Origin of the sequence: Salinivibrio sp. YCSC6 (assembly GCF_004916735.1) — a bacterium.
Taxonomy (GTDB): domain Bacteria; phylum Pseudomonadota; class Gammaproteobacteria; order Enterobacterales; family Vibrionaceae; genus Salinivibrio; species Salinivibrio proteolyticus.
The window spans coordinates 2,378,032-2,401,090 of sequence record NZ_CP039516.1 but is presented as its reverse complement, the minus strand read 5'-3'; the positions used below and the strand labels follow the sequence as shown (position 1 = coordinate 2,401,090).

The following is a 23,059-nucleotide window of genomic DNA, read 5'->3' as shown; positions in this document are numbered from 1 at the left end:
GCTTATTGGGGTAAATTCGCAAACTCTTTTTGGTAACGCGTTACCTTTTGTAGGTAGCGCCGAGACTCCGAAGAAGGGTGGCGGTGAGTAAGCGCCCAAAATACCTGATTAGGTTTTAGACTATTTAAGTCTCGCATGGCGCGATCGCGATTGCGATCAAAGGTTCGTAGCACATTTCCCGTTCCACCGTTGTAGGCGGAAATCATACTGTAGTGCAAAGAGAGAGGATCGCGTACGGCTTTAAGATACCGGTTTTTAAGGATGTAGAAGTACGCAGTGCCAGTATCAATATTTTTCTCTGGATCAAAAAGGTATTTCGGGGTGGGCTGGCCAGGACGCTTTTTCACTAATTTAAACACATCGCGTCCTGCGGTTTTGGGGACAACTTGCATTAACCCGTAAGCATTCGCCCAGCTTACCGCATAGGGGTTGAAGCTGCTTTCCGTTTTGATAATCGCATAGATAAGCTGTTCTGAAATATCATAGCGCTTGGCGGCGCGGCGGACGATATCAGCATACTGATAACTTCGCTTCGCGACGTGATCACTCACCATAGGGATGGTGACGTAATACATATTCTGAAAACGGACTTGTTTTTTCTTCAGACGGTGGTCGAGTAAGTATTCGGCAAAGCGATTCGCGCGCCACTGCCAGCTAATGGCTTTACCTTCGTGGTCCACCACTTGTCCTTCCAAAAAGGGGCGACCTTCGAGTGGCACCTCAGCCGCCGAGTAAAGATCGACAGAGGCAGGGTCTTGAGGTGTGAGCAGGGTGGTGATAATTGCCTGTTTTAAATGCGATTTTGGATTGTCTGTGGCGACGGTTTCAACTTGAATAACACCGCGTTCAAAATCAATTCGAGCCCGACTTTTATAGTTATCTGTGTATTTAACGTAGTCGCGTTTGCCCGACACAAAGACTTGATTCTCACCCCAGCGCACTTCAATGTTGCCAGTAAACTGACCGATTAATTGGTTGAGCGCGTCAATGTCTTTTTCAAATTGACCGGGAAGAGGGGCGAGGTTTTTCGCAAATCGGTTGGTCGTTTTATAGCTGACGCCCACGTACTGCTCGACGCTTTCGCGGCTACAACCTGTGATCAGTAAACTTAGACAGCAAATCAGTAAACAGAGTAATCGCGTCATCTTTCATCGCGTTAGCATAAAAAAACACCCGCATTTAGCCTAACACAATGCGGGTGATTTGCAGTGATAACGCAATCTGCTTGTGGCGCAGCGCGCGTTATTGGTTATCTTCCGGTGGCACGTAACCATCGATCTGCACGTCTTGGCCTTCGAAAAGGAACTTCACCATCTCAGCCTCGATCAATTTACGGTGCTCGGGATCCATCATGTTGAGCTTTTTCTCATTGATGAGCATGGTTTGCTTTTTCTGCCAGTCAGCCCACGCTTCTTTTGAGATGTTATCGTAAATACGCTTGCCCAGCTCACCGGGATAGAGTTGAAAATCAAGGCCATCAGCTTCTTTCTGGAGGCGTTGGCAAAATACGGTACGGCTCATAATCTAGGTTCCTCATTATCGCCTGTTTGGGGGCGTTGGCGTTCGTGATTAAGCAAGGTTAACAGCTTTTTCACTGGGGCCGCCAATCCAACTTTTGCGGGTTGTGACAAGTTATACCAAAGCCCTTGATTGGCTTCCATGACGATTTGAGGGCGTTGCGATACCGTGACGCTGATCGGCACGATATCTAAGTGAAAGTGGCTAAAGGTATGGCGAAACGCGGTTAATACTTCGGTGCGTAGCGGGACGAGGCCTTGTAGCTTCTCTTGAATTGCTTGCTCGGCGTGTTGCTCTTCAGCTTCAGGTAAACACCATAGTCCACCCCAAAGGCCACTGGGTGGGCGCTGCTCTAGCCAGATTTCGTCTTGATACTGAATCAGTAAAAAACTGGTTTGTTTGACAGGTAGCGTTTTTTTCGGTTTTTTTCCGGGAAAATCGAGTTGGCGTCCTTGCGCACGCGCTTCACACCGCTCCGCGACGGGGCAAAGCTCGCACTTCGGCTTGCTGCGGGTACAGATCATAGCGCCCATATCCATCATGGCTTGATTGTACTTATCCGTGTCTGTTGTGGGTGTCAGTGTTTCTGCCAACGCCCAGAGCTTGTTTTCAACTGGTTTTTTACCCGGCCATCCTTCGACGGCAAAGCAACGCGCGAGTGTGCGTTTTACATTGCCGTCGAGTATGGGATGTGGCTGTTTAAGCGATAGGGAAAGTACCGCACCTGCGGTGGAACGTCCCACCCCGGGTAAGGCCATCACGGCCTCTAAGGTGGTAGGAAAAACGCCGTCGTATTGCTCGGCAATCACCTTTGCGGCCTTGTGTAAGTTGCGTGCCCGCGCGTAGTAGCCAAGCCCTGTCCACAAATGGAGAACCTCGTCTTGATCCGCGTTCGCCAAGTCCGTCACAGTTGGGAAGCGCGCCATAAAGCGCTCAAAATAAGGAATAACCGTACTGACTTGTGTCTGCTGAAGCATGATTTCACTTAGCCAGACTTTATAAGGCGTCTTGTTTTGCTGCCACGGCAAGGTTTTACGTCCATATTGGTCGTACCATGCCAAGATGGCGTCTGAAAAGGATTGACTCACTGCGATCTCTCTTATTGTTTTGCTCACACGTGCACGGATGCAGGGCACAGGGTACACTAACGACAGGGATCACCAATAGGATCACTTGATCCCAACTTGCGCTGGCGTGAAAACTTTGCATAATGCGCAGTCCGTTTAGATTTCCAACAATCTTGGGTCTTGCGCGAATCATTGAGTCCCAATCACTGCATCACAGGCATACAATCATGACTGAAGTCACTAAAACCGAACTGACCGAGGATGGAAAAGTCATTCGCAAAATTCGCAGCTTTGTGCGTCGCGAAGGCCGGTTAACCAAAGGCCAAGAACAAGCGCTGAATGAATGCTGGCCAACCATGGGCATTGATTTTGAGGCCACTGAATTGGATTGGCAGCAGGTGTTTGGCAATGACAATCCTGTGGTGTTAGAGATTGGCTTTGGTATGGGTGCTTCCTTGGTTGAAATGGCGAAAAACGCACCAGAGAAAAACTTTATTGGCATTGAAGTACACACCCCAGGTGTGGGTGCATGCCTGATGGCGGCGCGTGAGGCCGGTGTGACTAACCTGCGTGTGATGTGCCATGATGCGGTGGAAGTGTTTGAACAAATGCTGCCGAAAGAAAGCTTGGATACGGTGCAACTCTTCTTCCCCGACCCGTGGCATAAAAAGCGCCACCACAAACGCCGTATTGTTCAGCTCCCGTTTGCTGAAATGGTCCGAGATAAGCTTAAAGTCGGTGGTGTATTCCATATGGCAACGGACTGGGAAAACTACGCCGAGCATATGATTGAAGTGATGGAAGCTGCGCCACACTATCAAAACATCGCCCAAGAGGGGTATTATGTTCCGCGCCCTGATGATCGTCCGCTCACCAAATTTGAGCAACGCGGTCATCGACTCGGTCATGGTGTGTGGGATATTAAATACACACGCACGGCGTGATTGATTGACGCCTTGTGGGCGCCACTTTTCGATGTGCACTGAAAGCCAACCTTGGGTTGGCTTTTTTGTCCCAAGCTGTAAAGGGAGCAAGCAAGTGAAACCCAGTTCTCAATTATTATCTGACATCCTAGATGATGTGCGTCCGCTGATCGGCAAAGGCAAAGTTGCCGATTATATTCCCGCACTGGCCGACGTGCCGAATCATAAGTTAGGCATCGCGGTGTGTTACAACGACGGTGAGATTATTCGCGCCGGGGATGCAGATGAAGCCTTTTCGATTCAATCGATCTCCAAGGTGTTGAGCCTAACCCTTGCGATGCAAAACTACAAAGCGGATGAGATTTGGGCGCGTGTTGGCAAAGAGCCATCTGGACAAGCCTTTAACTCGCTTATTCAGCTTGAGATGGAACAAGGTATCCCGCGTAATCCATTTATCAATGCAGGGGCACTGGTGGTCAGTGACATGCTGCATACGCGTCAATCGGCACCGCGCCAGCGGATGTTGGAGTTTGTTCGTGCGCTGGCGGCAAACCCTCATATTTGCTATGACAAAGTGGTCGCGGACTCGGAAATGCAGCACAGTGACCGCAATGCCGCAATCGCCTATTTGATGCGAGCATTTGGTAATTTTGAAAACGAGGTCGTGCCGGTACTAACCAATTATTTTCATTATTGTGCGCTGAAAATGAGTTGTGTGGACTTGGCGAAAGCGTTTTTCTATCTTGCTAATCAGGGCAAGCCGTTGGGGGGCGCGCGCGCGATCCTCACCAAAACCCAGAGCAAGCAATTGAATGCACTACTGGCTACGTGTGGCTTGTATGATGGTGCAGGTGAATTTGCCTACCGTGTTGGGATGCCGGGCAAATCCGGCGTGGGCGGCGGCATTATTGCGGTTGTTCCCGGAGAAATGTCGATTGCGGTATGGTCGCCCGAGCTTGACCCTTCCGGCAACTCGTTGGCAGGAACCGCTGCCCTTGAGCTCCTATCAGCAAGAATTGGGCGCTCGATATTCTAGTTTTTGGCGGTGATGAGGCCTAACACCATCAGCGCAAGTGAAAAAAAGCCCCGCGAGATCTCGCGGGGCTTTTTGCTTGTGACTCAACCACAGATGTCATCCAAGGTTGCGCGTGCTTATGCCTCAGCGGCTAGGGTAGCAAAGGCATGGTCGGCCGCCGACAAGGTGGCGTCGATTTCTTTTTGCCCGTGCGCTAAGCACGTGAAGCAGGCTTCATAAGCGGACGGTGCAAGATAGACACCTTGCTCTAGCATTAAGTGGAAGAAGCGCTTAAAGCGTTCTGTATCACATTGCTGTACGTCTTTAAAACATGTGACCGTGTCGTTATCGGTGAAGAAGAAACCGAACATTGCACCGGCTTGGTTGGTGGTCAGTGCAATACCGTGTTTGTCCGCAAGGGCTTTAAAGCCATCGGCCAGCTGCTTGGTGATACTGTCCAGATAATCATGGTTGCCTGGCTGACGCAATTCGCTGAGACAGGCGAGGCCCGCCGCCATAGCCACAGGGTTACCGGCAAGGGTACCGGCTTGATAGACTGGGCCTGTCGGTGCGATATACTCCATTACATCACGACGACCACCAAACGCCCCCACAGGCATACCACCACCGATGATTTTACCCAGTGTGGTGAGATCGGGTTTCACCCCGTAATAAGCTTGAGCGCCGCCTAGAGCCACACGAAAGCCGGTCATCACCTCATCAAAGATCAGCAGAGCGCCGAACTCGTCGCAAAGAGCGCGTAGTCCTTCCAAAAAGCCTGGCTGTGGCGGGACGCAGTTCATGTTCCCTGATACAGGCTCAACGATGATACAGGCGATATCGTCTGGATAGGTTTCAAAGGTCTGACGGACAGAGTCGAGGTCGTTATAGGTACATGTCAGCGTGTGTTTCGCAAAGTCAGCAGGCACCCCCGGTGAGTTAGGCTCACCCAAGGTGAGAGCGCCAGAGCCCGCTTTAACCAACAGGCAGTCGCCATGACCGTGATAGTTTCCTTCAAACTTGATGAATTTATCCCGCTTGGTAAAGCCGCGTGCCAAACGAATCGCACTCATGGTCGCCTCTGTGCCAGAGTTGACCATGCGGACCATTTCCATCGACGGCACCAGCTCTGCCACTAATTCTGATAATGTGATTTCACTTTCTGTCGGGGCGCCAAAACTTAGGCCACGATGAGCGGCATCAATCACAGCCTCACGAATAGCAGCATGGTTATGACCCAAGATCATCGGGCCCCATGAGCCGACGAAATCAATGTAGGCTTTACCGTCGGCATCGAAAATATAAGCGCCATCGGCGCGCTCCATAAAGACAGGGTCGCCGCCGACGCCGGCAAAAGCACGTACGGGAGAATTCACGCCACCTGGAATGGTGCGTCTTGCTTGTAGGAAAAGTTGTGCTGATTTGGTCATGACATATCCTGTTATGTAAGGCGTAAGCCTAAATTGCGTTGGGGCATTTTAACCAAAGATACGGATCACTGGCGAGATGGAGTATGATTTGATTGACCCCTGAGTGGCAATTTATACGTACTGATCACATCCTCGATCAATCGGGTAATACTTGAACACTTTACTCAGGTATTAGATAATTCAACGCTAAGCACGATGAGCATGTGAGGTAACAATGAGCGATGCACCTTTGCCGTTAGAGTTCTCAGAAGCAGCGGCGACTAAGGTTAAAACGCTGATTCAGGAAGAAGAAAACCCAAATCTGAAACTGCGTGTTTACATTACAGGTGGTGGCTGCAGCGGCTTTCAATATGGCTTTACCTTCGACGAAAACGTGAATGAAGGCGATATGGAAATCGAAAAAAGCGGCGTGAAGTTAGTGGTTGACCCCATGAGCTTGCAATACCTAATGGGCGGTGTGGTGGACTATACCGAAGGGCTCGAAGGCTCACGTTTCTTTGTTAATAACCCGAATGCGACCACGACGTGTGGGTGTGGCGCATCCTTTAGCGTATAACGGGTTCACGAGACGTCTATAACGGATAGTTTTGGCTATCACACAAACGGCGCCGACAGGCGCCGTTTGTGTTTGTGTGCAGCTCGGTTATCCGCCGTTATTGGCGTGATAGCTGAGCGGTCCGACTGAGGCAAGCAGTTGATTAAACTTACTTAGCTGCGCCATACGCGACTCGGCGAGGCGTACAAAGGCTTGTTTTTCTTGCCCTTGCAGTGATTTAGCTTCGGGTAATTGCACCGTACGCGGGTTTTTATGGACACCATTCACCAAAAACTCATAGTGCAGGTGCGCCCCTGTTACCCGGCCTGTAGCTCCCAAGGTACCAATGATATCCCCTTGTTTGACCCGTTGACCGGTTTTCACTTTACGTTTGGTTAAGTGCAAATACTTGGTGATGTAGGTTGAGCTGTGGCGGATAAACACATAGTTGCCATTAAAGCGGTTGTATGAGGCTTTCATGACCACGCCATCCCCCGCGGCTTTGATAGGGGTGCCAACCGGAGCGACATAATCTGTCCCTCGGTGCGGCTTTACGCGTCCTGTCACTGGATGTAAGCGACGCGGATTAAAGTTCGAACTGACATAACGGAAGTTCACAGGAGAGCGCAAGAAGGCTTTTTTCATCGCTTTGCCCGTGGGGGTGTAATATTTGCCATTCTTGGCACGTACCGCGGTGAACGTATCCCCTCGGTTGGTAAAGGTGGCAGCCAAGATGTTGCCACTCCCAATATGTTCACCCTCAACAAACTCTTCTTCATAAAGCACAGAGAAGCTATCGCCTTCTCGAATATCGAGCGCAAAGTCTACGTCCCAGCCAAAAATCCCGGCAAGCTGCATAATCTGATTCGGATCTAACCCTGCATCGGTAGCGGCCTGCCAGAAATTTGATTTGATGGTAGCGCGGGCGAAGTTCAGTTGTGTATCAATGTTTTTTGTCTCGATGCGCGACTGATATTTATCATCGACCTTGCTCACGATCAGGGTTTCATTGGTGCCGCGTGGCTGAATGAGTTGCACCAGTTCACCGTTTTCATCAACGCCCAAACGCACTTCATCCCCCGGCTTGAGATAGGCCAAGCTTTTGGTACCTTCATCCGCGTTAACCAGACGATAGAGTGTGGTTGGACTCAAACCGGCACGATTAAACAGCAAGGCCATGCTTTCACCATGCTGGACTTCATAACTTTGCCAGTTGATATGGCGTTTAAACTGCGCAGGCATTTCACCTTCAGGCGGCAGCAGAGAGACGGCATCAACGGGTAAGGGGTAATGCTTGCCAAGTTCAAAATTAGGCTCAGGGCGTGGCGTGCTTGCGCCATCAGGGACAAGGATGAGTAATACCACGAACGCGCTCAGTGCACCTATCGTGAGTTTATGTAATTTAGGTAAAGCTGCGAGTTTTTTTAACGGCATGAAAACTATGTTGAATCACTGCGAATACAAAATATGACAGTCAGATTCCCAATCGGTTTATTGGGGATGATGCCCTGATAATAATTTGACACGGTTAACACAAAGACCACAAACATCTGTTGCCGGCAGCCACTGTGCACACCTTGCACACTGGCTATAAGTCTAACTGGTTTCAAAAACTGTCGCTATTCGAGTAGTATGTCGGTTTATCACATTTTTGCCTATTTTGTAGGAGCGAGAGACTATGGCGAGCCTGGAAGCTGCGCTAGCAGAACTAAAACGTGGCGTTGATGAAGTAATCCCTGAAGACGAGCTGGTTGCCAAGCTTAAAGAAGATCGTCCTCTGCGTATTAAATTGGGTGCAGATCCGACGGCACCGGATATCCACCTTGGGCACACAGTGATCCTAAATAAGCTGCGCGCGTTTCAGGAGCTCGGCCATGAAGTCATCTTCTTGATCGGAGACTATACCGGCATGGTCGGTGATCCGAGTGGTAAAAACACGACCCGTCCACCGTTGACGCGTGAGCAAGTGCTGCAAAACGCAGAAACCTACAAAGAGCAAGTGTTTAAAATTCTCGATCCGGCTAAAACCCGCATAGAGTTTAACTCGACGTGGCTTGGTGAGTTGGGCACTGATGGCATGATCCGCCTTGCGGCGAGCTCAACCGTGGCCCGTATGCTAGAGCGTGATGATTTTAAAAAGCGTTACAGCAGCAACCAACCCATTGCGATCCACGAATTTATCTATCCGCTGCTACAAGGGCATGACTCTGTCGCGTTGGAAGCAGACGTAGAACTGGGCGGGACGGATCAGAAGTTTAACCTGCTGATGGGACGTGAGCTACAAAAGCAAGCCGGACAGAAACCGCAAGTTGTTATGACCATGCCGTTGCTGGTGGGGCTGGATGGCGTGAAGAAAATGTCCAAGTCCGCCCATAACTACATCGGTGTGAGCGAACGTCCGGATGATATGTTCGGTAAGATCATGTCTATCTCTGACGATTTGATGTGGGATTACTACGAGCTGTTGTCATTCCGTCCTTTAGAGGAAGTGACTCAGTTCAAGAAAGATGTCGAAGCGGGCAAAAACCCACGTGACATTAAAATCTTGCTAGCGAAAGAGATCATTGCGCGTTTCCATTCAGACGCGGATGCGGATGCGGCCGAGCAGACCTTTATCAATCGTTTCCAAAAAGGGGCGATGCCTGACGAGATGCCAAGCTTTAGCTTCGAGCAAGGCATCGCGATTGGTAACCTTTTGAAAGATGCCGGCTTGGTTAGCTCAACATCAGATGCGCTGCGTATGATCCGTCAAGGCGCGGTGAAAATTGACGGCGAAAAAGTCGAAGACACCAAGCTGGTGCCAGCGGCGGGCGAAGCCGTTTACCAAGTGGGTAAACGTAAGTTCGCTCGGGTGACGCTAGGTTAAGCTTGTAATGCTAAAAAAGGAGGCTTTGCCTCCTTTTTTTAGCGCGGTTAGTCAACATTGATCAGAGTCACGTCAATCCCTGCTTGTTGGAGCCCTTCAAGATAAAATTCAGGAATAGCATGATCGGTGATCACTTTACTCACTTTTCCTGGCTCTAGAATTTTGTGTAAGCTAATCCGACCAAATTTACTTGAATCGGTGACAACAATAATTTCATCAGCAACGTCACACATGCGTCGGTTTAGCTGTGCTTCGTACTCGTTATGAGTCGTAATCCCTTTTGCGAGATCAAACCCATCTACTCCTAGAAATAGCTTATTAAAGTGATAGCTTTCTAGCGTTTTCTCTGCCTGACTACCATAGAAAGACATTGATTTCCTGCGAAGATGCCCACCTAACATAATCACTTCGACCCCTTGAGCTGGCATAAGCGTATTAGCAATGTTGAGTCCATTCGTCATAACAATGACGTCTTTGAGGTCAGACATACAGTTTGCGATGTAATTTGTTGTCGTGCCTGAGTCCAAAATTATAGTGTCTCCATTACAGATGAGCTCTGCTGCCGCTTTGCCTATTTGTGACTTGACGCTGGGATTCAGTTGGCTTTTGTCCTCGAACGAATGCTCTGGATAAGCTGTACTGCCTTCATTCAAAAAAGCACCACCATATGCTCTAGTTATAATTCCTTGTTTTTCAAGAAAAGCGAGATCATTACGTATTGTCACGGTCGACACGTCAAACCACTTTGCTAAGTCAGTAACCTGTACACTGCCTTGCTTTCTTATCATAGCAAGGGTCTGCTCACGCCTCTCACTTGTACTCTTCATTAAAGTATCCGCCTCTTGTGCTTACTGAGAGCGATTATAGGAAGTTGTGTTTTAAATTAAAAGTAACGTTTCTTTTGTTTCCTTTCTATGTCTTTCCTTTCATCCAAGAGTAAGTCGCAGAAAGTTGTACATGGAAGCACATTGCCCATGTTTTTATGCCTCTTTGTTTGCTTTTCTTTTCTTTCAATTTTTATTTGTGAACCATATCAACCTTTCGTTTTCTTTTTATTTATTTTTTTGTGTGTGGGTATAACCTCACTTCGAAAGGTAATGAAAGTTTTCGGTTGTGGTTTTCTGCTGGAGGATTTATGGAAATGTTGCGTTGTGTTGTCAATGCACATAAAAGAGGGCAAAACGTGGGGATCTATTCTGTTTGCTCCGCCCATCCATTTGTAATTGAAGCGGCGATTCGCCAATCGAAAAAAGATGGGAGCTTATTGGTTATTGAAGCAACGTCAAACCAAGTTGATCAATATGGTGGCTATACCGGCATGACACCAGAGGATTTTAAACAGTTTGTTTATGACATAGCACGAGAGCATGGCTTTCCAAGCAAGTATATTGTTCTTGGCGGGGATCACCTTGGCCCCAACCGTTGGCAGAAAGAAACAGCCACTGTCGCGATGGAGAAAGCTGAAATCCTAATAGCGGACTATGTCTCTGCCGGATTTAAGAAAATTCATCTTGATTGCAGCATGTCTTGCGTTGGCGATCCCGTTCCTCTGTCTGATGACATTGTCGCACAAAGAGCGGCTAGGTTAGCCATGGTGGCAGAAAGAACCTGCCAAGAAAAGTTTGGCGTAAGTGATCTTTTGTACGTGATTGGGACTGAAGTTCCTGTACCAGGGGGAGCAAATGATACGTTAAATGAACTTGTCATTACTACCTCATCGGCTGCTGAAAAAACACTTCAAGCGCATTGGGCTGAGTTTGAAAAACTCCAATTATCAGATCTTTGTTCTCGAGTCATAGGACTTGTTGTTCAACCTGGTGTTGAGTTCGATCACGGTGGTGTCATCGACTATCAACCGGAGAAAGCAAGGGCGCTAAGTCGATGGATTGAGGGCTATGAGCATTTGGTGTTTGAGGCTCACTCCACAGATTATCAAACGGCGAGCGCATACGGTCAGCTGGTAGCGGATCATTTTGCCATTTTAAAAGTTGGTCCTGCTCTCACATTTGCTCTACGTGAAGCTCTATTCGCGCTCTCATGTATAGAAGAAGAAATCATACCAGCTCGCTCATGCTCAGGACTACGTGAAGTGTTAGAGCTGGCTATGCAGGCTGAACCTGATCACTGGCAAGATTACTACCATGGTGCCCAAATGGAGCAGCGCTTAGCAAGAAGCTATAGCTACTCTGATCGCATTCGCTATTACTGGCCGGATTCAAGCGTAGCACAAGGCGTTGAAATACTATTGCGCAACCTTGAACCGATTGAGATTCCTTTACCACTGCTTAGTCAGTACCTACCTATCCAATACCATCATGTTCGAGAGGGGACGCTGGCCAACCGTGCTCACGAACTTGTTATAGACAAAATTATGGAAGTCACGTCCATGTATTCACAGGCGTGTGCAGCTTCCGAGTATCAGCTATAAAGCGAGGTTTATGATGTACCTAGGTTATACCCCACAAACATTACAGGCTATTCGAGCTGAAGCTACAGCCAAAGAGATTTGCCAACAACCACAGAGTTGGATGAAAACCTTGGCAAGCATAGAGGGAGCACGATCTCAATTGGATGGATTCCTTGCGCAGATTTTGAGGTTAAATGACTTAAGGATTGTGCTAACGGGGGCAGGGACATCTGCATTTGCTGGGAAAGCATTGGCTCCCTATTTGAGTGGTCAAATGCAACGTCGTGTAGAGGCTATTGCATCGACAGACATTGTCACCGATCCAAGCGAGTACTTTGCGGAGCCGTGTCCCACTTTATTAGTGTCCTTTGCTCGTTCTGGATGCAGTCCTGAAAGCGTTGCGGCGGTTGAGCTTGCAAGCCATCAACTTAAAGACTGTTTTCACCTTGTAGTGACATGTAATGCGGATGGTGAATTATACCAGCGTAGCCTAAATGATAAGCGAACGTTTGCACTATTGATGCCTGAAGAAACCAATGACCGTGGTTTTGCGATGACAAGCAGTTTGACTAGTATGATGCTTGCCTGTTTGTCGGCTTTTCTGCCAAACCGATTTACGACTACTTCCTTCCTATCAGTAGCTCAAGCTTGCGAGTTTTTACTTAAAGAGCAATCAGACATTATTGCTCAAATTGCCATGGAACCTTGTGAACGGGTTATTTACTTGGGAAGTGGAAGCTTACAAGGTGTTGCTCAAGAGGCCTCTCTTAAGTTGCTAGAGCTAACTGCCGGAAAATTATCGGTTTGTTATGACTCTCCTGTTGGATTTCGCCATGGCCCTAAATCTGTGATCGACAGTAATAGCCTCGTCATGGTGTTTATCTCTAACGATACATATACACGTCAGTATGACTTAGACCTGCTGAATGAACTTCGTAACGATGGGCAAGCTCGCCGAGTGATAGCTGTCGCGGATTTGCCAGATCCTCGAATAACCCAAGGAGAGCATTTACTCGTTCCACAAGCTCTTGATGCTGACGATGCTGCGCTTTGTTTTCCCTTTCTACTTGTTGCACAGATGTATGCCTTCTTTCGTTCGGTGAATTTGGCGATAGGACCTGATAACCCTTGCCCAAGCGGAGAAGTAAATCGCGTTGTACAGGGCGTTAATATTTACCCCTTTGAAGCTGATGTGATCAACAGAGTGAACTAAGGATATTCGCTATGCCAAATATTGTTTTAAGTCGAGTTGATGAGCGCCTTGTCCATGGACAAGTAGGTGTGCAGTGGGTCGGATTTGCAGGAGCAAACCTGGTTATTGTTGCCAACGATGAAGTCGCTAATGATCAGATCCAGCAAAGTCTAATGGAGATGGTGCTGGCTGAGGGAATTGGTATCCGTTTTTGGTCCTTACAAAAAGTGATTGAGACCATAGGTAAGGCAGCAGATAGGCAGAAGATTCTTCTCGTTGCCAAATCTCCTGCTGACTTTGTCACTTTGGTCGAGGGAGGTGTTCCTATTCAGAAACTTAATATTGGCAACATGCACTATGCCGAAGGAAAGCGTCAGATTCACAAAACTGTCTCTGTCGATGATAGAGATATCGACAGTTTACGCGCCCTGCAGTCTCTAGGTGTGTCTTGTCAGGTACAAGGGGTTCCAACTGAAACAGCAACGGATGTCTTTACGTTGCTATAAACGTTTAGAAGTGAGGACGGAAAGATGGATATTGGTTTTCTGCAAGCGTTGTTGCTTGGGATCTTGGCCTTTTTCGCCGGACTAGATCTGTTTAATGGATTAACGCACTTCCATCGGCCTGTGGTTCTCGGGCCGATCGTGGGGTTAATTCTTGGAGATCTTCATACAGGCATTTTGGTTGGTGGGACTTTAGAGTTGGTCTGGATGGGGCTTGCTCCACTAGCAGGAGCTCAACCACCCAATGTGATTATTGGCACGATCGTCGGCGCTACGTTTGCCATATCTTCAGGCGTAGATGCTGATGTGGCGGTGGGGGTCGCTGTACCGTTTGCTGTTGCAGTGCAGATGGGGATCACTTTCTTATTTTCTGCCATGGCACCAATGATGTCTAAGTGTGACCAGATGGCAGATAACGCTGACACCAAAGGCATAGAGCAGGTGAATTATTTTGCTTTGGCTGTACTCGGCACTTTCTATTTTCTATGGGCGTTTCTGCCTATCTACTTTGGGGCGGAGCACGCGAAAGTAGCTGTAGAAGCCTTACCTAAAACATTAATCGATGGCTTAGGAGTCGCAGGTGGCATTATGCCGGCAATTGGTTTTGCCGTACTAATGAAAATAATGATGAAGAACGCCTACGTTCCGTATTTTATTTTGGGGTTTGTAGGAGCTGCTTGGCTAGAGCTTCCCGTATTAGCGATAGCGGCAGCAGCTGTCGCTATGGCATTGATTGATTTTATGCGCAAACGCGAACCTGAACAGGCTGCGCAGCCGGAGGATGTTGAAGATGGAATCTAATCAAAAAAGTGATGTTAGCCAATTGCAAGACGTAACCACTGATGAGTATCAAGATAAATCCATCGGTGCAGAGCTAACAAAGTCAGATATTAATAAAATGGCATGGCGCTCTTTATTGTTACAGGCCTCGTTTAACTTTGAACGGATGCAAGCGTCCGGTTGGCTTTATGGCTTATTGCCTGCGCTGAAAAAAATCCATACCAATCGCTCTGATTTATCAAAAGCGATGAAAGGACATATGGGTTTTTTCAATACCCATCCATTTTTGGTGACTTTTGTTATGGGCATCGTGCTCGCCATGGAACGTTCGAAGCAGAATGTTAATAGTATTCAAAGTACAAAAATTGCCGTTGGTGCACCACTTGGTGGTATTGGTGATGCGATGTTCTGGTTAACGCTATTACCTATTTGTGGAGGAATTGGCGCTGACTTAGCGTTACAAGGTTCCATCATGGGTGCGGTTGTTTTCTTCTGTTTGTTCAATGTCGTTCACTTTGGCCTCCGTTTCGGACTCGCACACTATGCCTATCGTATGGGTGTTGCAGCTATCCCTCTAATAAAAGCGAATACCAAGAAAGTTGGTCATGCAGCTTCCATTGTTGGCATGACGGTTATCGGTGCTTTGGTTGCGACTTATGTAAGGCTTGCCACAACACTCGAAATTACAGCAGGAGATGCGGTTGTGAAAGTGCAAGAAGGGGTTATTGATAAATTAATGCCTGCATTTTTACCACTTGTGTACACCTTAGCTATGTATGCATTGGTCAAGCGAGGATGGAGCCCTATTCGTTTAATCATTATGACAGTGATATTGGGTGTAGTCGGTAAGTTTGCTGGCTTTCTATGAGTTAGCACAGGGGAGATAAGGCCTCTCGTAGGCCTTATCTCTCTGAGAATAGGAAGAAATAGTATGTTAGGTGTGATTATTAGTGGGCATGGTGGTTTTGCTAGTGGAATAGAAAAAGCGATGTTGCAAGTGCTGGGTGATCAAACCCAAGTAGTCGCAATAGACTTTCCTGCCTCCTCGACGACTCAACAACTTGAACAGCAGTTTTTAGTTGCTCTTAACGAGGTCGACTCAGGTGATGGCGTGGTTTTCATCACTGATCTCTTGGGAGGAAGTCCATTTCGCGTGGCATCAACATTGGCTATATCTCGAGCTGATATTGAAGTCATCACGGGCGCAAACTTGCAATTGGTCCTAGAAATGATGATGGAAAGAGAAGAGTTAACGCCCAAGGAATTTTGCTCTCAAGCTCTGATATGTGGACACAGGGGCATGACAAGTCTTGCTGATGAGATGCAAAAAAAAGTTACTGATACGAACGCATGTGAGGGTATCTAGAATGGCCGAACTATTGATACGAGCCAAGAGGATGCTGACCGATCTTGGTTGGGTTGAAAATAGCATCGTGACAGCTATTAATGGCGTGATTACCGCGATTAAGGCGTGTGATGAGGAAGCCATCAGTAACAATCAGTTTGATGTGGATCTTTTGGTGCCCGCATTTATCGATACGCATGTTCACGGTGGCGCTGGCGTTGATGTGATGGACGGCCATCATGATGCATTGAATACCCTATCGACCTATTTGGCTAGTCAAGGAGTAGGGGCTTTTCTAGCAACCACAGTGACTGCGCCATTTGAAGATATAGAAGCGGCGCTTAAACAAGTATCAAATTCATACTTTCAAGGGGTTGATGGGGCGGAGCTTTTGGGTAGCTATCTCGAAGGGCCTTACTTTACTCCTGAAAACAAAGGTGCTCATTCAGAGTCTTTGTTTCGTGAGCTTGACGTTTCTGAGCTGTGTCACTGGATAGACATTAGTAATAACACGTTGAAAGTAGTTGCGTTGGCGCCTGAAAAAAAGGGGGCAATAACTGCCATTCAATATCTTAAGTCCCGCGGGGTAAATGTCATGTTGGGCCACAGTGCCGCAGACTACGAGATGACATCTAGCGCATTGGAGGCTGGCGCTGATGGACTTGTGCACTGTTTCAATGGAATGAAAGGTGTTCACCATCGTGAGCCAGGTGCTGTAGGTGCAGGGTTAAGCCACGATAGCGCTGTGCTTGAACTTATTGCTGATGGTCATCACGTCCACCCAGCTGTCATGAAAGTGTGTTGTCGATGTGCACCAAATCGATTGGTTTTGATCAGTGATGCTATGCGGGCTGCAGGTATGCCTGACGGCCCATACCTACTAGGAGAAGTGCCTGTGACGATGAAAAACGGGATTGTTCGTACTGAAAACGGCGGGTTGGCGGGGAGCACTCTCTCGCTTAGTCAAGCCGTGCGTACCTTAGTTAATGAAGTGGGAGAGTCACTCGAAAATGCCATCAATATGGCAACAATAACTCCAGCAAAACTTCTTGGGGTTTCAGATCGTCTTGGCAGTATTGCACTCGGCAAATCGGCAAGTTTCGTGTCGCTAACGGAGAGTCTTGATGTTAGTGCGACCTGGGTTAATGGTAAGCAGGTTTGGCCTAACTAACGCGGATTGCTAATCGTCTATAAATTTTTACGTGCAGCCATTTAGGGCTGTAAGGAGCAGTTATGTATCTAATTTCTTCCCATGAAATGTTAAAAGACGCTCAGCGCAATGGTTATGCGGTGCCAGCCTTTAATATCCATAATCTTGAAACGGTGCAAGTTGTTGTTGAAACTGCTGCAGCGTTGCGGTCTCCTGTCATACTTGCTGGCACTCCCGGTACATACAAGCATGCAGGAGTCGACTACTTAATATCAATTTGCCAGTCGGCGGCCAAGAAACATCAGTTGCCTCTCGTGATGCATTTAGATCATCATGAAGACTGGGAAGATATTCAGTCAAAGGTCAACGCAGGTATTCGTTCAGCGATGATAGATGCTTCGCATTATCCTTTTGATGAGAATATCGCTCGAGTTAAAAGAGTCGTAGAGTATTGCCACAAGTTAGGAGTGAGTGTCGAGGCTGAGCTAGGTTTATTGGGCGGGCAAGAAGACGATTTAGTTATTGATGAAAAAGATGCTCAACTTACCGATCCCGCATCCGCTAGAGAGTTTGCAGAGCGAACAGGTATTGACTCTTTAGCTGTTGCCATTGGAACGGCCCATGGGCTATATAAATCAGAGCCTAAATTAGACTTTGAACGGTTAAAAGCGATTCATGAATGCGTTGATGTTCCTCTTGTTCTGCATGGTGCGTCTGGTATTTCGGACGAAGACGTGCAGCATTGTATCGGATTAGGTGTCTGTAAGGTGAATGTCGCCACAGAGCTGAAAATTGCGTTTTCTGATGCAATGAAAGGTTATTTGGGCTCGCATCCAGACGCGAGTGATCCTAGGCAGTACTTAGTTCCAGGTATGAATGCAATGCGTCATATCGTAGAGAAAAAAATACAGATGTGTGGCAGTGCTAATCGTATCTAGAAGAAATGTAAATGCTAAAAGCCCTCGTATTTATCGAGGGCCTTCTATTAATGAAGTTCCAATTAAGTGTGCCAAACCCCTTTCAAGGCGCGAACCATGTGTTGGCCTAGATAGAAGGCGGTTTGTAAGCAGGCTTCACTCAGTCCTTCTCCGGTTTCATGGGCGGTGACGCCATGCGTCGTGCCGGTTGGGTTGATGTTCTCGACCCCGATATTGGCGCGACCTAAGCTAAGCCATAGCATATCGTGTTGACTGGCTAACGTTTGGAAGTAGTTGAGGGTTGCTGATTGGTCTCCTCCCGTTTGGCTTCCTACCGTAAACCCGGCAGCTAGCTTACCACGCCAATCTTGCTGCTCCCATGTTGGGCTGGATGCATCGGCAAACGCTTTAAATTGTGCGCTTGGCCCGCCCATGTAGGTGGGTGCACCAAAAATAATCGCATCCACATCTTTAAGCTGAGTAAAGACCTTTTGGTCGATAAAACGGCCATGTTCAATCACATCAGGCTCAATACGATAGACGAGGGGATCGGCATCGCCAGCTTGGATCCCTTCTGCAATCGTGGTGGCGAGTGCGTGTGTGTGGTCACTGACCGAATGATAAATGATCGCAATACGTAACATTGTGGCTCCTTGCTGGTGGCTGTCTAACAGTCCTTAGGGTAGAGGTGCGATCTTTCAACCCCCAATCTTTTATCCTTAACGATCAAGGGCAAAAGGTGGCAAGGATAAATGCCAGCGAATCGCCGCCAAGCGGATCAGCAAGGTGGTGACCATGCCTGCAATTGAGGCGGTGACGGCATCTGGCCCTACTTCAACTGCGAGTGTATGAACGATACCGCCGGCAATACATGCGGTGGCATAGACCTCGGTTCTCAGCACCATGGGCACTTCTCTGGCCAACACATCACGAATAATGCCGCCCCCACACGCGGTAATCACACCCATGATCACCGCGACCAGTGGAGAAGTCCCATAGCTTAACGCTTTATCGACACCGATACCGACGAAGACGGCTAAACCGACGGCATCGGCGCAGGGTAGTACGTACCAAGGGAGTCGGCGGGGGTGGCGAATAAGCAGCATGGTGGCAACACAGGTGGCGAGGATCACCCAAATATATAGTGTGTCACTGATCCAAAAAACGGGTGTTGCTCCCATCGCCATATCGCGTACTGTTCCGCCCCCAATCGCGGTGGCGCAGGCAAGGACCACGACGCCAAAAGGGTCCATCCGTAAACGGCCAGCCATGAGTACACCTGAGATGGCAAATACTGCCGTGCCAAATAAATCAAATAAATACAAAATCATGGTTTGGGTCATCATGGGTCCTAGGTTGCGCTGCGCACCGTATCAAGTGCCTCACAGATTTGGGTTGCAGCCTGCAACGCACGGGGCGTTGCTCGCGTTAGCCAGTCTGGGTTTAATTGAAACGCATAGTGCTGAGCAAGGCTGGGGAGTAAGTCTTTCATACTTTGCCAGCTAGCAGGCAGTTCACCACCGGTATAAAACACAGTGTGCGGTTTGCGGGTGATCACTTGCTCCATATTCACTTGCGGATAAGCCGCGGGGCTATCGGCAAAAATGTTTGCGCCGCCACATAGCCTAAAAAGCTGGCTTGGCCAGGCATGATCACTGGCTGTCATTAGTGGCGCACCGCTTAATAAATAAAAGTAAGGTACTGACGTTGCGTCTTGATAGCGGGTGCGCAGTGCACGCAGTTTTTGGTCGAAAGCGGCTGCATTTTTCTGTGCTATCTCGGGGTGGCGGCCATAACGGCCCAGTTCGCGAATAAAGCCGCTGATGTCGTCGAGTTTTTCGACATCAAGGTAGCGGATCTCGATACCCAGTTGCGCCAATGTTTCCAGCGGTTTAGGTGGGTTACCGCCTCGCCACGCCAGGATTAAGTCCGGCTTAAGCGCCACAATACGCTCCAGTTTGATGCCCCGATAGTTCGATACGCGCTCAAGCGTTTTTGCCTCATCGGGGTAATCACTGTACGCACTGGCGGCGACGAGTTGTTCACCGAGGCCTGCAGCATAAGCGAGCTCAGTGGCATGAGGCGCCAGACTGATCACACGAGGTGGGGCAGGGTGTGCATAAGCGGCCGTGGTAAAGAGAAAAGCGGCAACCAAAAGTCCGACGCTGCGAGGAGAGAGACCGAGCATGTTTTTTATCCTTACACGATGAGCAAGCATAACGCGCTAAAGGCGATCCAAATGAGCATGCTCACTCTGAGTTTTTGACGTAATAACAAAAGGTGGTAGCAGGCCGGTGTCACGCCACTGCCGATTTTTGTGCGCAATGTTTTGGTGCCTTGATAAATGGCAGGGCCTCCGAGGGAGAGCTGAAAGCGGCTACTGGCACAGGCCAATAGCCAGCCCGGCCCCGGCGTGCGCCAGCGCTTTCCCTGTTGCCAACACGCTTTAAGGTGCGTGAGTGGGGAACGACCCAGAGCGAACAAGAGGGCAAATAGACGCATAGGAACGTAATCGAGTCCGTTGAGAAGACGTGCGACCGCTAAGCCAAATGGGTAGAAGGTGAGACGGCTTGGCGACCACACGCGCGCAAGACGGACTAAGCTGGCATACAGCAGGGCGCCGACACCACCAAATAGCACAAAATAAAAAATCACACAGGCGCCATGACGCGCGGTGCCAAGCAATAGCGTTTCTGCGCCTGCCTTACCCAGACCGACAATCGACAAAGACTCAGTTTCTCGGTTGACGCGGTTGGCCAAAAGCGCGCGTGCTGTCCCTTTGTCGTGTTGTTCAATGGCATCGGCAAATGCTTGGGAAAACGTATCAATATTGCGCCAATCGAGGGCAAGCCACAGCAGTAGCGCATCAAATAAAGGGCGAAACCAGACCAGCTCTCGGGTGGCAATCAGCAAGATCGCCAGTGTGCCACACATGAGTGCCAGTGCCAGCCCACCTGCGAGCTTTCTCTGCCGTTTCGGGTCGGTCGGTTGGTTGACTTGGTCGGCTAAAATGAGCGCGTACTGTTGCCAATACTGAAACGGAGAATAATTGGCGGATAAGGGGAGTAACCAATGGATTAATAGCGCCAACCACAGCGCCCAGAAGCTTGGGTGGTTGGCGGCCATAGTCAGCCAATATTGCGGGTTAAGCAGTGCATCCATAATGGCAAGGTTCATCCATGATAAGCGTTCGAAGAGTTAGTCGAAAAGCGCAACCATTTTTTCAACCATGGCGGACGAGCTTTTCGCAGCCAGCGGCAAAAACTCCTCAAACGTCATCGGTGATTCTTTTTCTGCCACCACATCAGAGATGGCGCGCACGACCACAAATGGGATCTTAAACTGGGCGCACACTTGTGCAATCGCCGCCGCTTCCATTTCTGCCGCTACCGCTTTAGGGAAGTGGGTGCGAATGTGTTGACGGTGTGCATCTGTGTGCACAAAGGTATCCGCGGTGCAGATTAACCCGCGTACCACGTGTGTCTCGTCATCAATGGCTTTCTCGGCCAGTGCCATCAGTGCGTCGTCGGAGTCAAAGTGAGCCGGTTGCTGAGGAACTTGACCCATCTGGTAGCCAAAGGCGGTTGCATCCGCGTCGTGGTAACACACTTGCGAGGAAATAACGACGTCACCGAGGTTTAATGAGGGTTCAAAAGCGCCGGCTGATCCGGTGTTAATCACGCAATCTGGCTTAAACTGTGACAGCAACAAGGTGGTGCCGACCGCTGCTGATACTTTACCAATGCCTGATTGGAGCAATACCACATCACGACCCTGTAGTGTGCCAGAGTAGAAGGTGCAACCTCCTTCGTGATGAGTGGTAAGGTTCGCGAGCTTATCACGCAGCAGGGTAATTTCCTGCTCCATAGCGCCAATAATGCCGATTTTCATCTTGATGATCCTGTTAGCACATAGAATGGGGTTAGTGTACATGAGGCAATAAAAAAGTGCCTCCTTTGAGGCACTTCTATTCAGTCGGGGTGGGAGAGGATCAGACTTCGAGATAGTCCATGATCCCTTCGGCCGCTTTTCGCCCTTCATCAATGGCGGTGACCACTAAATCTGACCCGCGCACTGCATCACCACCGGCAAAAATTTTCGGATTGGTGGTTTGATATAAGATGTCCCCTTTGGCTGGCGCTTTGATGCGACCACGCTCGTCAAGGGCCACATCATAGGGCTCCAGCCACTCCATGGCATGAGGTTGGAAACCGAACGCCATGATCACGGCGTCTGCTTCTAGCACATGCTCACTGCCCTCAATCGGCTCTGGGCGGCGGCGACCTGCAGCATCAGGCTCACCGAGCTGGGTTTTTACCACGGTAACCCCGCGCACGTTGCCGTTTTCGTCGACTTCAATGCCAAGAGGCTGAAGGTTGAACATAAAGTTGACACCTTCCTCACGCGCGTTTTTCACCTCGCGGCGCGAGCCGGGCATATTCGCTTCGTCACGACGGTAGGCACAAGTCACACTGGCGGCTTGTTGACGAATGGAGGTACGGACACAGTCCATCGCCGTATCGCCTCCCCCGAGGACTACCACACGCTTACCTGCCATATCGATGAAGGGTGGCGCGTTCTTCAGTTCCATCACTTTGTAGGTGTTGGAGACTAAAAATGGCAGTGCATCAAACACACCGGGTGCGTCCTCGTTGGCAAGACCAGCACGCATGTACTTGTACGTCCCGACACCGAGGAAGACCGCATCAAACTCATCAATCAAGGTCTGCATGGCCACATCTTTACCGACTTCGGTGTTGAGACGAAACTCCACGCCCATTTCGGTGAAAATCCGTTGGCGGTTGCGCATCACCTCTTTTTCCAGTTTGAATGACGGGATCCCGAAGGTAAGCAAGCCACCAATTTCCGGATAGCGGTCAAACACCACGGGTTTGACGCCATTGCGTACCAACACATCGGCACACGCAAGCCCTGCTGGGCCGGCACCGATTACGGCCACTTTTTTGTCTGTCCACTCAACATGTGACATGTCGGGCTTCCAGCCCATTTCAAACGCTTTATCGGTGATGTACTTTTCGACATTACCGATGGTCACAGCGCCAAAGTCATCATTGAGCGTACAGTCACCTTCGCAAAGCCGGTCTTGAGGACACACGCGGCCACAGACCTCAGGCAGACTATTGGTTTGGTGCGATAGCTCAACGGCCTCTAAGATGCGTCCCTCATTGGCTAGCTTTAGCCATTGTGGAATGTAGTTATGCACGGGGCACTTCCACTCACAATAGGGGTTACCGCAATCTAAGCAGCGATCGGCTTGTGCCGACGCTTCTTTTTCGGTGAACGGCTCGTAGATTTCCACGAACTCTATTTTGCGGGTATCAATCGGCTTTTTTCGCGGGTCGATACGCTGCACATCGATAAACTGATATACGTTCTGGCTCATGGATCCC

At 49.1% G+C, this 23,059-nt stretch carries 24 protein-coding genes; 12 read left to right on the top strand and 12 right to left on the bottom strand.

Annotated features, from left to right (window positions below):
• Positions 1-2 precede the first annotated feature (2 nt).
• From mltC to mutY, 3 genes are all read right to left on the bottom strand, one after another.
• Complete coding sequence (gene mltC, locus E8E00_RS11090; RefSeq protein ID WP_069588450.1) at positions 3-1,145, bottom strand: membrane-bound lytic murein transglycosylase MltC; 1,143 nt, start codon at positions 1,143-1,145, stop codon at positions 3-5.
• A gap of 97 nt (positions 1,146-1,242) precedes the next feature.
• The gene (locus E8E00_RS11085; RefSeq protein ID WP_069588452.1) at positions 1,243-1,521 is read right to left on the bottom strand and encodes an oxidative damage protection protein; all 279 of its coding nucleotides are present in this window, start codon (positions 1,519-1,521) and stop codon (positions 1,243-1,245) included.
• Positions 1,518-2,606: an A/G-specific adenine glycosylase gene (mutY, locus tag E8E00_RS11080; protein ID WP_096630896.1), complete on the bottom strand. Its 1,089-nt coding sequence runs from the start codon at positions 2,604-2,606 to the stop codon at positions 1,518-1,520. Before mutY ends, E8E00_RS11085 begins: the two co-directional genes overlap by 4 nt.
• Positions 2,607-2,812: 206 nt before the next feature.
• Here mutY and trmB point away from each other — a divergent pair, with 206 nt between their 5' ends.
• Together trmB and glsB are read left to right on the top strand one after the other, a co-directional pair.
• Entirely contained in the window at positions 2,813-3,529 is a 717-nt protein-coding gene (trmB, locus tag E8E00_RS11075; protein ID WP_069588456.1) for a tRNA (guanosine(46)-N7)-methyltransferase TrmB, read from the top strand.
• 94 nt (positions 3,530-3,623) lie between these two features.
• A complete protein-coding gene (gene glsB / locus E8E00_RS11070; protein ID WP_096631600.1) occupies positions 3,624-4,544 on the top strand; it encodes a glutaminase B in 921 nt (306 codons plus the stop codon).
• A gap of 116 nt (positions 4,545-4,660) precedes the next feature.
• On the opposite strand, the gene hemL is transcribed toward glsB, so the two are convergent.
• Positions 4,661-5,953 carry a glutamate-1-semialdehyde 2,1-aminomutase gene (gene hemL, locus E8E00_RS11065; RefSeq protein ID WP_096630899.1) on the bottom strand — a complete coding sequence of 431 codons (1,293 nt, stop codon included), beginning with the start codon at positions 5,951-5,953 and terminating at the stop codon, positions 4,661-4,663.
• A 214-nt stretch (positions 5,954-6,167) separates the two neighbouring features.
• Here hemL and erpA point away from each other — a divergent pair, with 214 nt between their 5' ends.
• Positions 6,168-6,509, top strand: a complete 342-nt coding sequence (gene erpA, locus E8E00_RS11060; RefSeq protein ID WP_069588460.1) for an iron-sulfur cluster insertion protein ErpA — start codon at positions 6,168-6,170, stop codon at positions 6,507-6,509.
• Between the two features lie 87 nt (positions 6,510-6,596).
• On the opposite strand, the gene E8E00_RS11055 is transcribed toward erpA, so the two are convergent.
• Complete coding sequence (locus E8E00_RS11055; protein WP_096630902.1) at positions 6,597-7,922, bottom strand: peptidoglycan DD-metalloendopeptidase family protein; 1,326 nt, start codon at positions 7,920-7,922, stop codon at positions 6,597-6,599.
• Positions 7,923-8,166: 244 nt separating this feature from the next.
• Between E8E00_RS11055 and tyrS the strand changes: the two genes are divergently transcribed.
• On the top strand, positions 8,167-9,354 hold the full coding sequence (gene tyrS / locus E8E00_RS11050) for a tyrosine--tRNA ligase (RefSeq protein ID WP_077455305.1): 1,188 nt from the start codon (positions 8,167-8,169) through the stop codon (positions 9,352-9,354).
• A gap of 47 nt (positions 9,355-9,401) precedes the next feature.
• Here the strand turns inward: tyrS and agaR are convergent, their stop codons facing one another.
• The gene (agaR, locus tag E8E00_RS11045) at positions 9,402-10,181 is read right to left on the bottom strand and encodes a transcriptional repressor AgaR (protein WP_096630905.1); all 780 of its coding nucleotides are present in this window, start codon (positions 10,179-10,181) and stop codon (positions 9,402-9,404) included.
• Positions 10,182-10,489: 308 nt separating this feature from the next.
• Between agaR and E8E00_RS11040 the strand changes: the two genes are divergently transcribed.
• The 8 genes from E8E00_RS11040 (at position 10,490) to E8E00_RS11005 (ending at position 17,669) form a co-directional block, all read left to right on the top strand.
• On the top strand, positions 10,490-11,782 hold the full coding sequence (locus E8E00_RS11040; protein ID WP_096630908.1) for a D-tagatose-bisphosphate aldolase, class II, non-catalytic subunit: 1,293 nt from the start codon (positions 10,490-10,492) through the stop codon (positions 11,780-11,782).
• 13 nt (positions 11,783-11,795) lie between these two features.
• Positions 11,796-12,974: an SIS domain-containing protein gene (locus E8E00_RS11035; RefSeq protein ID WP_096631603.1), complete on the top strand. Its 1,179-nt coding sequence runs from the start codon at positions 11,796-11,798 to the stop codon at positions 12,972-12,974.
• An 11-nt stretch (positions 12,975-12,985) separates the two neighbouring features.
• Entirely contained in the window at positions 12,986-13,459 is a 474-nt protein-coding gene (gene agaV, locus E8E00_RS11030; protein WP_096630911.1) for a PTS N-acetylgalactosamine transporter subunit IIB, read from the top strand.
• Positions 13,460-13,483: 24 nt separating this feature from the next.
• The gene (gene agaW, locus E8E00_RS11025) at positions 13,484-14,257 is read left to right on the top strand and encodes a PTS N-acetylgalactosamine transporter subunit IIC (RefSeq protein WP_096630914.1); all 774 of its coding nucleotides are present in this window, start codon (positions 13,484-13,486) and stop codon (positions 14,255-14,257) included.
• Complete coding sequence (gene agaE, locus E8E00_RS11020; protein WP_096630917.1) at positions 14,247-15,104, top strand: PTS N-acetylgalactosamine transporter subunit IID; 858 nt, start codon at positions 14,247-14,249, stop codon at positions 15,102-15,104. Before agaW ends, agaE begins: the two co-directional genes overlap by 11 nt.
• Positions 15,105-15,167: 63 nt before the next feature.
• Positions 15,168-15,602 (top strand): PTS galactosamine/N-acetylgalactosamine transporter subunit IIA, encoded by a 435-nt coding sequence (agaF, locus tag E8E00_RS11015; protein WP_096630920.1) that lies wholly within the window; start codon positions 15,168-15,170, stop codon positions 15,600-15,602.
• A 1-nt stretch (position 15,603) separates the two neighbouring features.
• Complete coding sequence (gene nagA / locus E8E00_RS11010) at positions 15,604-16,752, top strand: N-acetylglucosamine-6-phosphate deacetylase (RefSeq protein WP_096630923.1); 1,149 nt, start codon at positions 15,604-15,606, stop codon at positions 16,750-16,752.
• A 62-nt stretch (positions 16,753-16,814) separates the two neighbouring features.
• On the top strand, positions 16,815-17,669 hold the full coding sequence (locus E8E00_RS11005) for a tagatose bisphosphate family class II aldolase (RefSeq protein ID WP_096630925.1): 855 nt from the start codon (positions 16,815-16,817) through the stop codon (positions 17,667-17,669).
• A gap of 62 nt (positions 17,670-17,731) precedes the next feature.
• Here E8E00_RS11005 and E8E00_RS11000 read toward each other — a convergent pair whose 3' ends face one another.
• The 6 genes from E8E00_RS11000 to E8E00_RS10975 all read right to left on the bottom strand — a co-directional run bounded on the left by E8E00_RS11000 (position 17,732) and on the right by E8E00_RS10975 (position 23,052).
• On the bottom strand, positions 17,732-18,292 hold the full coding sequence (locus E8E00_RS11000) for a flavodoxin family protein (RefSeq protein ID WP_069588465.1): 561 nt from the start codon (positions 18,290-18,292) through the stop codon (positions 17,732-17,734).
• Between the two features lie 75 nt (positions 18,293-18,367).
• Positions 18,368-18,979 (bottom strand): TRIC cation channel family protein, encoded by a 612-nt coding sequence (locus tag E8E00_RS10995; protein ID WP_077662391.1) that lies wholly within the window; start codon positions 18,977-18,979, stop codon positions 18,368-18,370.
• 20 nt (positions 18,980-18,999) lie between these two features.
• A complete protein-coding gene (gene btuF / locus E8E00_RS10990; protein WP_096630927.1) occupies positions 19,000-19,836 on the bottom strand; it encodes a vitamin B12 ABC transporter substrate-binding protein BtuF in 837 nt (278 codons plus the stop codon).
• Positions 19,837-19,847: 11 nt separating this feature from the next.
• Positions 19,848-20,825 (bottom strand): cobalamin biosynthesis protein, encoded by a 978-nt coding sequence (locus tag E8E00_RS10985; protein WP_096630929.1) that lies wholly within the window; start codon positions 20,823-20,825, stop codon positions 19,848-19,850.
• A gap of 21 nt (positions 20,826-20,846) precedes the next feature.
• Positions 20,847-21,539: a 5'-methylthioadenosine/S-adenosylhomocysteine nucleosidase gene (mtnN, locus tag E8E00_RS10980; protein ID WP_069588469.1), complete on the bottom strand. Its 693-nt coding sequence runs from the start codon at positions 21,537-21,539 to the stop codon at positions 20,847-20,849.
• A gap of 100 nt (positions 21,540-21,639) precedes the next feature.
• Positions 21,640-23,052: an FAD-dependent oxidoreductase gene (locus E8E00_RS10975; protein WP_077662309.1), complete on the bottom strand. Its 1,413-nt coding sequence runs from the start codon at positions 23,050-23,052 to the stop codon at positions 21,640-21,642.
• Positions 23,053-23,059 lie beyond the last annotated feature (7 nt).

What these genes read in the sequence shown, in the direction of transcription:
- mltC (WP_069588450.1), bottom strand. Translation starts at nt 1,145, where the DNA reads ATGACGCGATTACTCTGTTTACTGATTTGCTGTCTAAGTTTACTGATC.
- E8E00_RS11085 (WP_069588452.1), bottom strand. Translation starts at nt 1,521, where the DNA reads ATGAGCCGTACCGTATTTTGCCAACGCCTCCAGAAAGAAGCTGATGGC.
- trmB (WP_069588456.1), top strand. Translation starts at nt 2,813, where the DNA reads ATGACTGAAGTCACTAAAACCGAACTGACCGAGGATGGAAAAGTCATT.
- hemL (WP_096630899.1), bottom strand. Translation starts at nt 5,953, where the DNA reads ATGACCAAATCAGCACAACTTTTCCTACAAGCAAGACGCACCATTCCA.
- erpA (WP_069588460.1), top strand. Translation starts at nt 6,168, where the DNA reads ATGAGCGATGCACCTTTGCCGTTAGAGTTCTCAGAAGCAGCGGCGACT.
- E8E00_RS11055 (WP_096630902.1), bottom strand. Translation starts at nt 7,922, where the DNA reads ATGCCGTTAAAAAAACTCGCAGCTTTACCTAAATTACATAAACTCACG.
- tyrS (WP_077455305.1), top strand. Translation starts at nt 8,167, where the DNA reads ATGGCGAGCCTGGAAGCTGCGCTAGCAGAACTAAAACGTGGCGTTGAT.
- agaR (WP_096630905.1), bottom strand. Translation starts at nt 10,181, where the DNA reads ATGAAGAGTACAAGTGAGAGGCGTGAGCAGACCCTTGCTATGATAAGA.
- E8E00_RS11040 (WP_096630908.1), top strand. Translation starts at nt 10,490, where the DNA reads ATGGAAATGTTGCGTTGTGTTGTCAATGCACATAAAAGAGGGCAAAAC.
- E8E00_RS11035 (WP_096631603.1), top strand. Translation starts at nt 11,796, where the DNA reads ATGTACCTAGGTTATACCCCACAAACATTACAGGCTATTCGAGCTGAA.
- agaV (WP_096630911.1), top strand. Translation starts at nt 12,986, where the DNA reads ATGCCAAATATTGTTTTAAGTCGAGTTGATGAGCGCCTTGTCCATGGA.
- agaW (WP_096630914.1), top strand. Translation starts at nt 13,484, where the DNA reads ATGGATATTGGTTTTCTGCAAGCGTTGTTGCTTGGGATCTTGGCCTTT.
- agaE (WP_096630917.1), top strand. Translation starts at nt 14,247, where the DNA reads ATGGAATCTAATCAAAAAAGTGATGTTAGCCAATTGCAAGACGTAACC.
- agaF (WP_096630920.1), top strand. Translation starts at nt 15,168, where the DNA reads ATGTTAGGTGTGATTATTAGTGGGCATGGTGGTTTTGCTAGTGGAATA.
- nagA (WP_096630923.1), top strand. Translation starts at nt 15,604, where the DNA reads ATGGCCGAACTATTGATACGAGCCAAGAGGATGCTGACCGATCTTGGT.
- E8E00_RS11005 (WP_096630925.1), top strand. Translation starts at nt 16,815, where the DNA reads ATGTATCTAATTTCTTCCCATGAAATGTTAAAAGACGCTCAGCGCAAT.
- E8E00_RS11000 (WP_069588465.1), bottom strand. Translation starts at nt 18,292, where the DNA reads ATGTTACGTATTGCGATCATTTATCATTCGGTCAGTGACCACACACAC.
- E8E00_RS10995 (WP_077662391.1), bottom strand. Translation starts at nt 18,979, where the DNA reads ATGATTTTGTATTTATTTGATTTATTTGGCACGGCAGTATTTGCCATC.
- btuF (WP_096630927.1), bottom strand. Translation starts at nt 19,836, where the DNA reads ATGCTCGGTCTCTCTCCTCGCAGCGTCGGACTTTTGGTTGCCGCTTTT.
- E8E00_RS10985 (WP_096630929.1), bottom strand. Translation starts at nt 20,825, where the DNA reads ATGAACCTTGCCATTATGGATGCACTGCTTAACCCGCAATATTGGCTG.
- mtnN (WP_069588469.1), bottom strand. Translation starts at nt 21,539, where the DNA reads ATGAAAATCGGCATTATTGGCGCTATGGAGCAGGAAATTACCCTGCTG.
- E8E00_RS10975 (WP_077662309.1), bottom strand. Translation starts at nt 23,052, where the DNA reads ATGAGCCAGAACGTATATCAGTTTATCGATGTGCAGCGTATCGACCCG.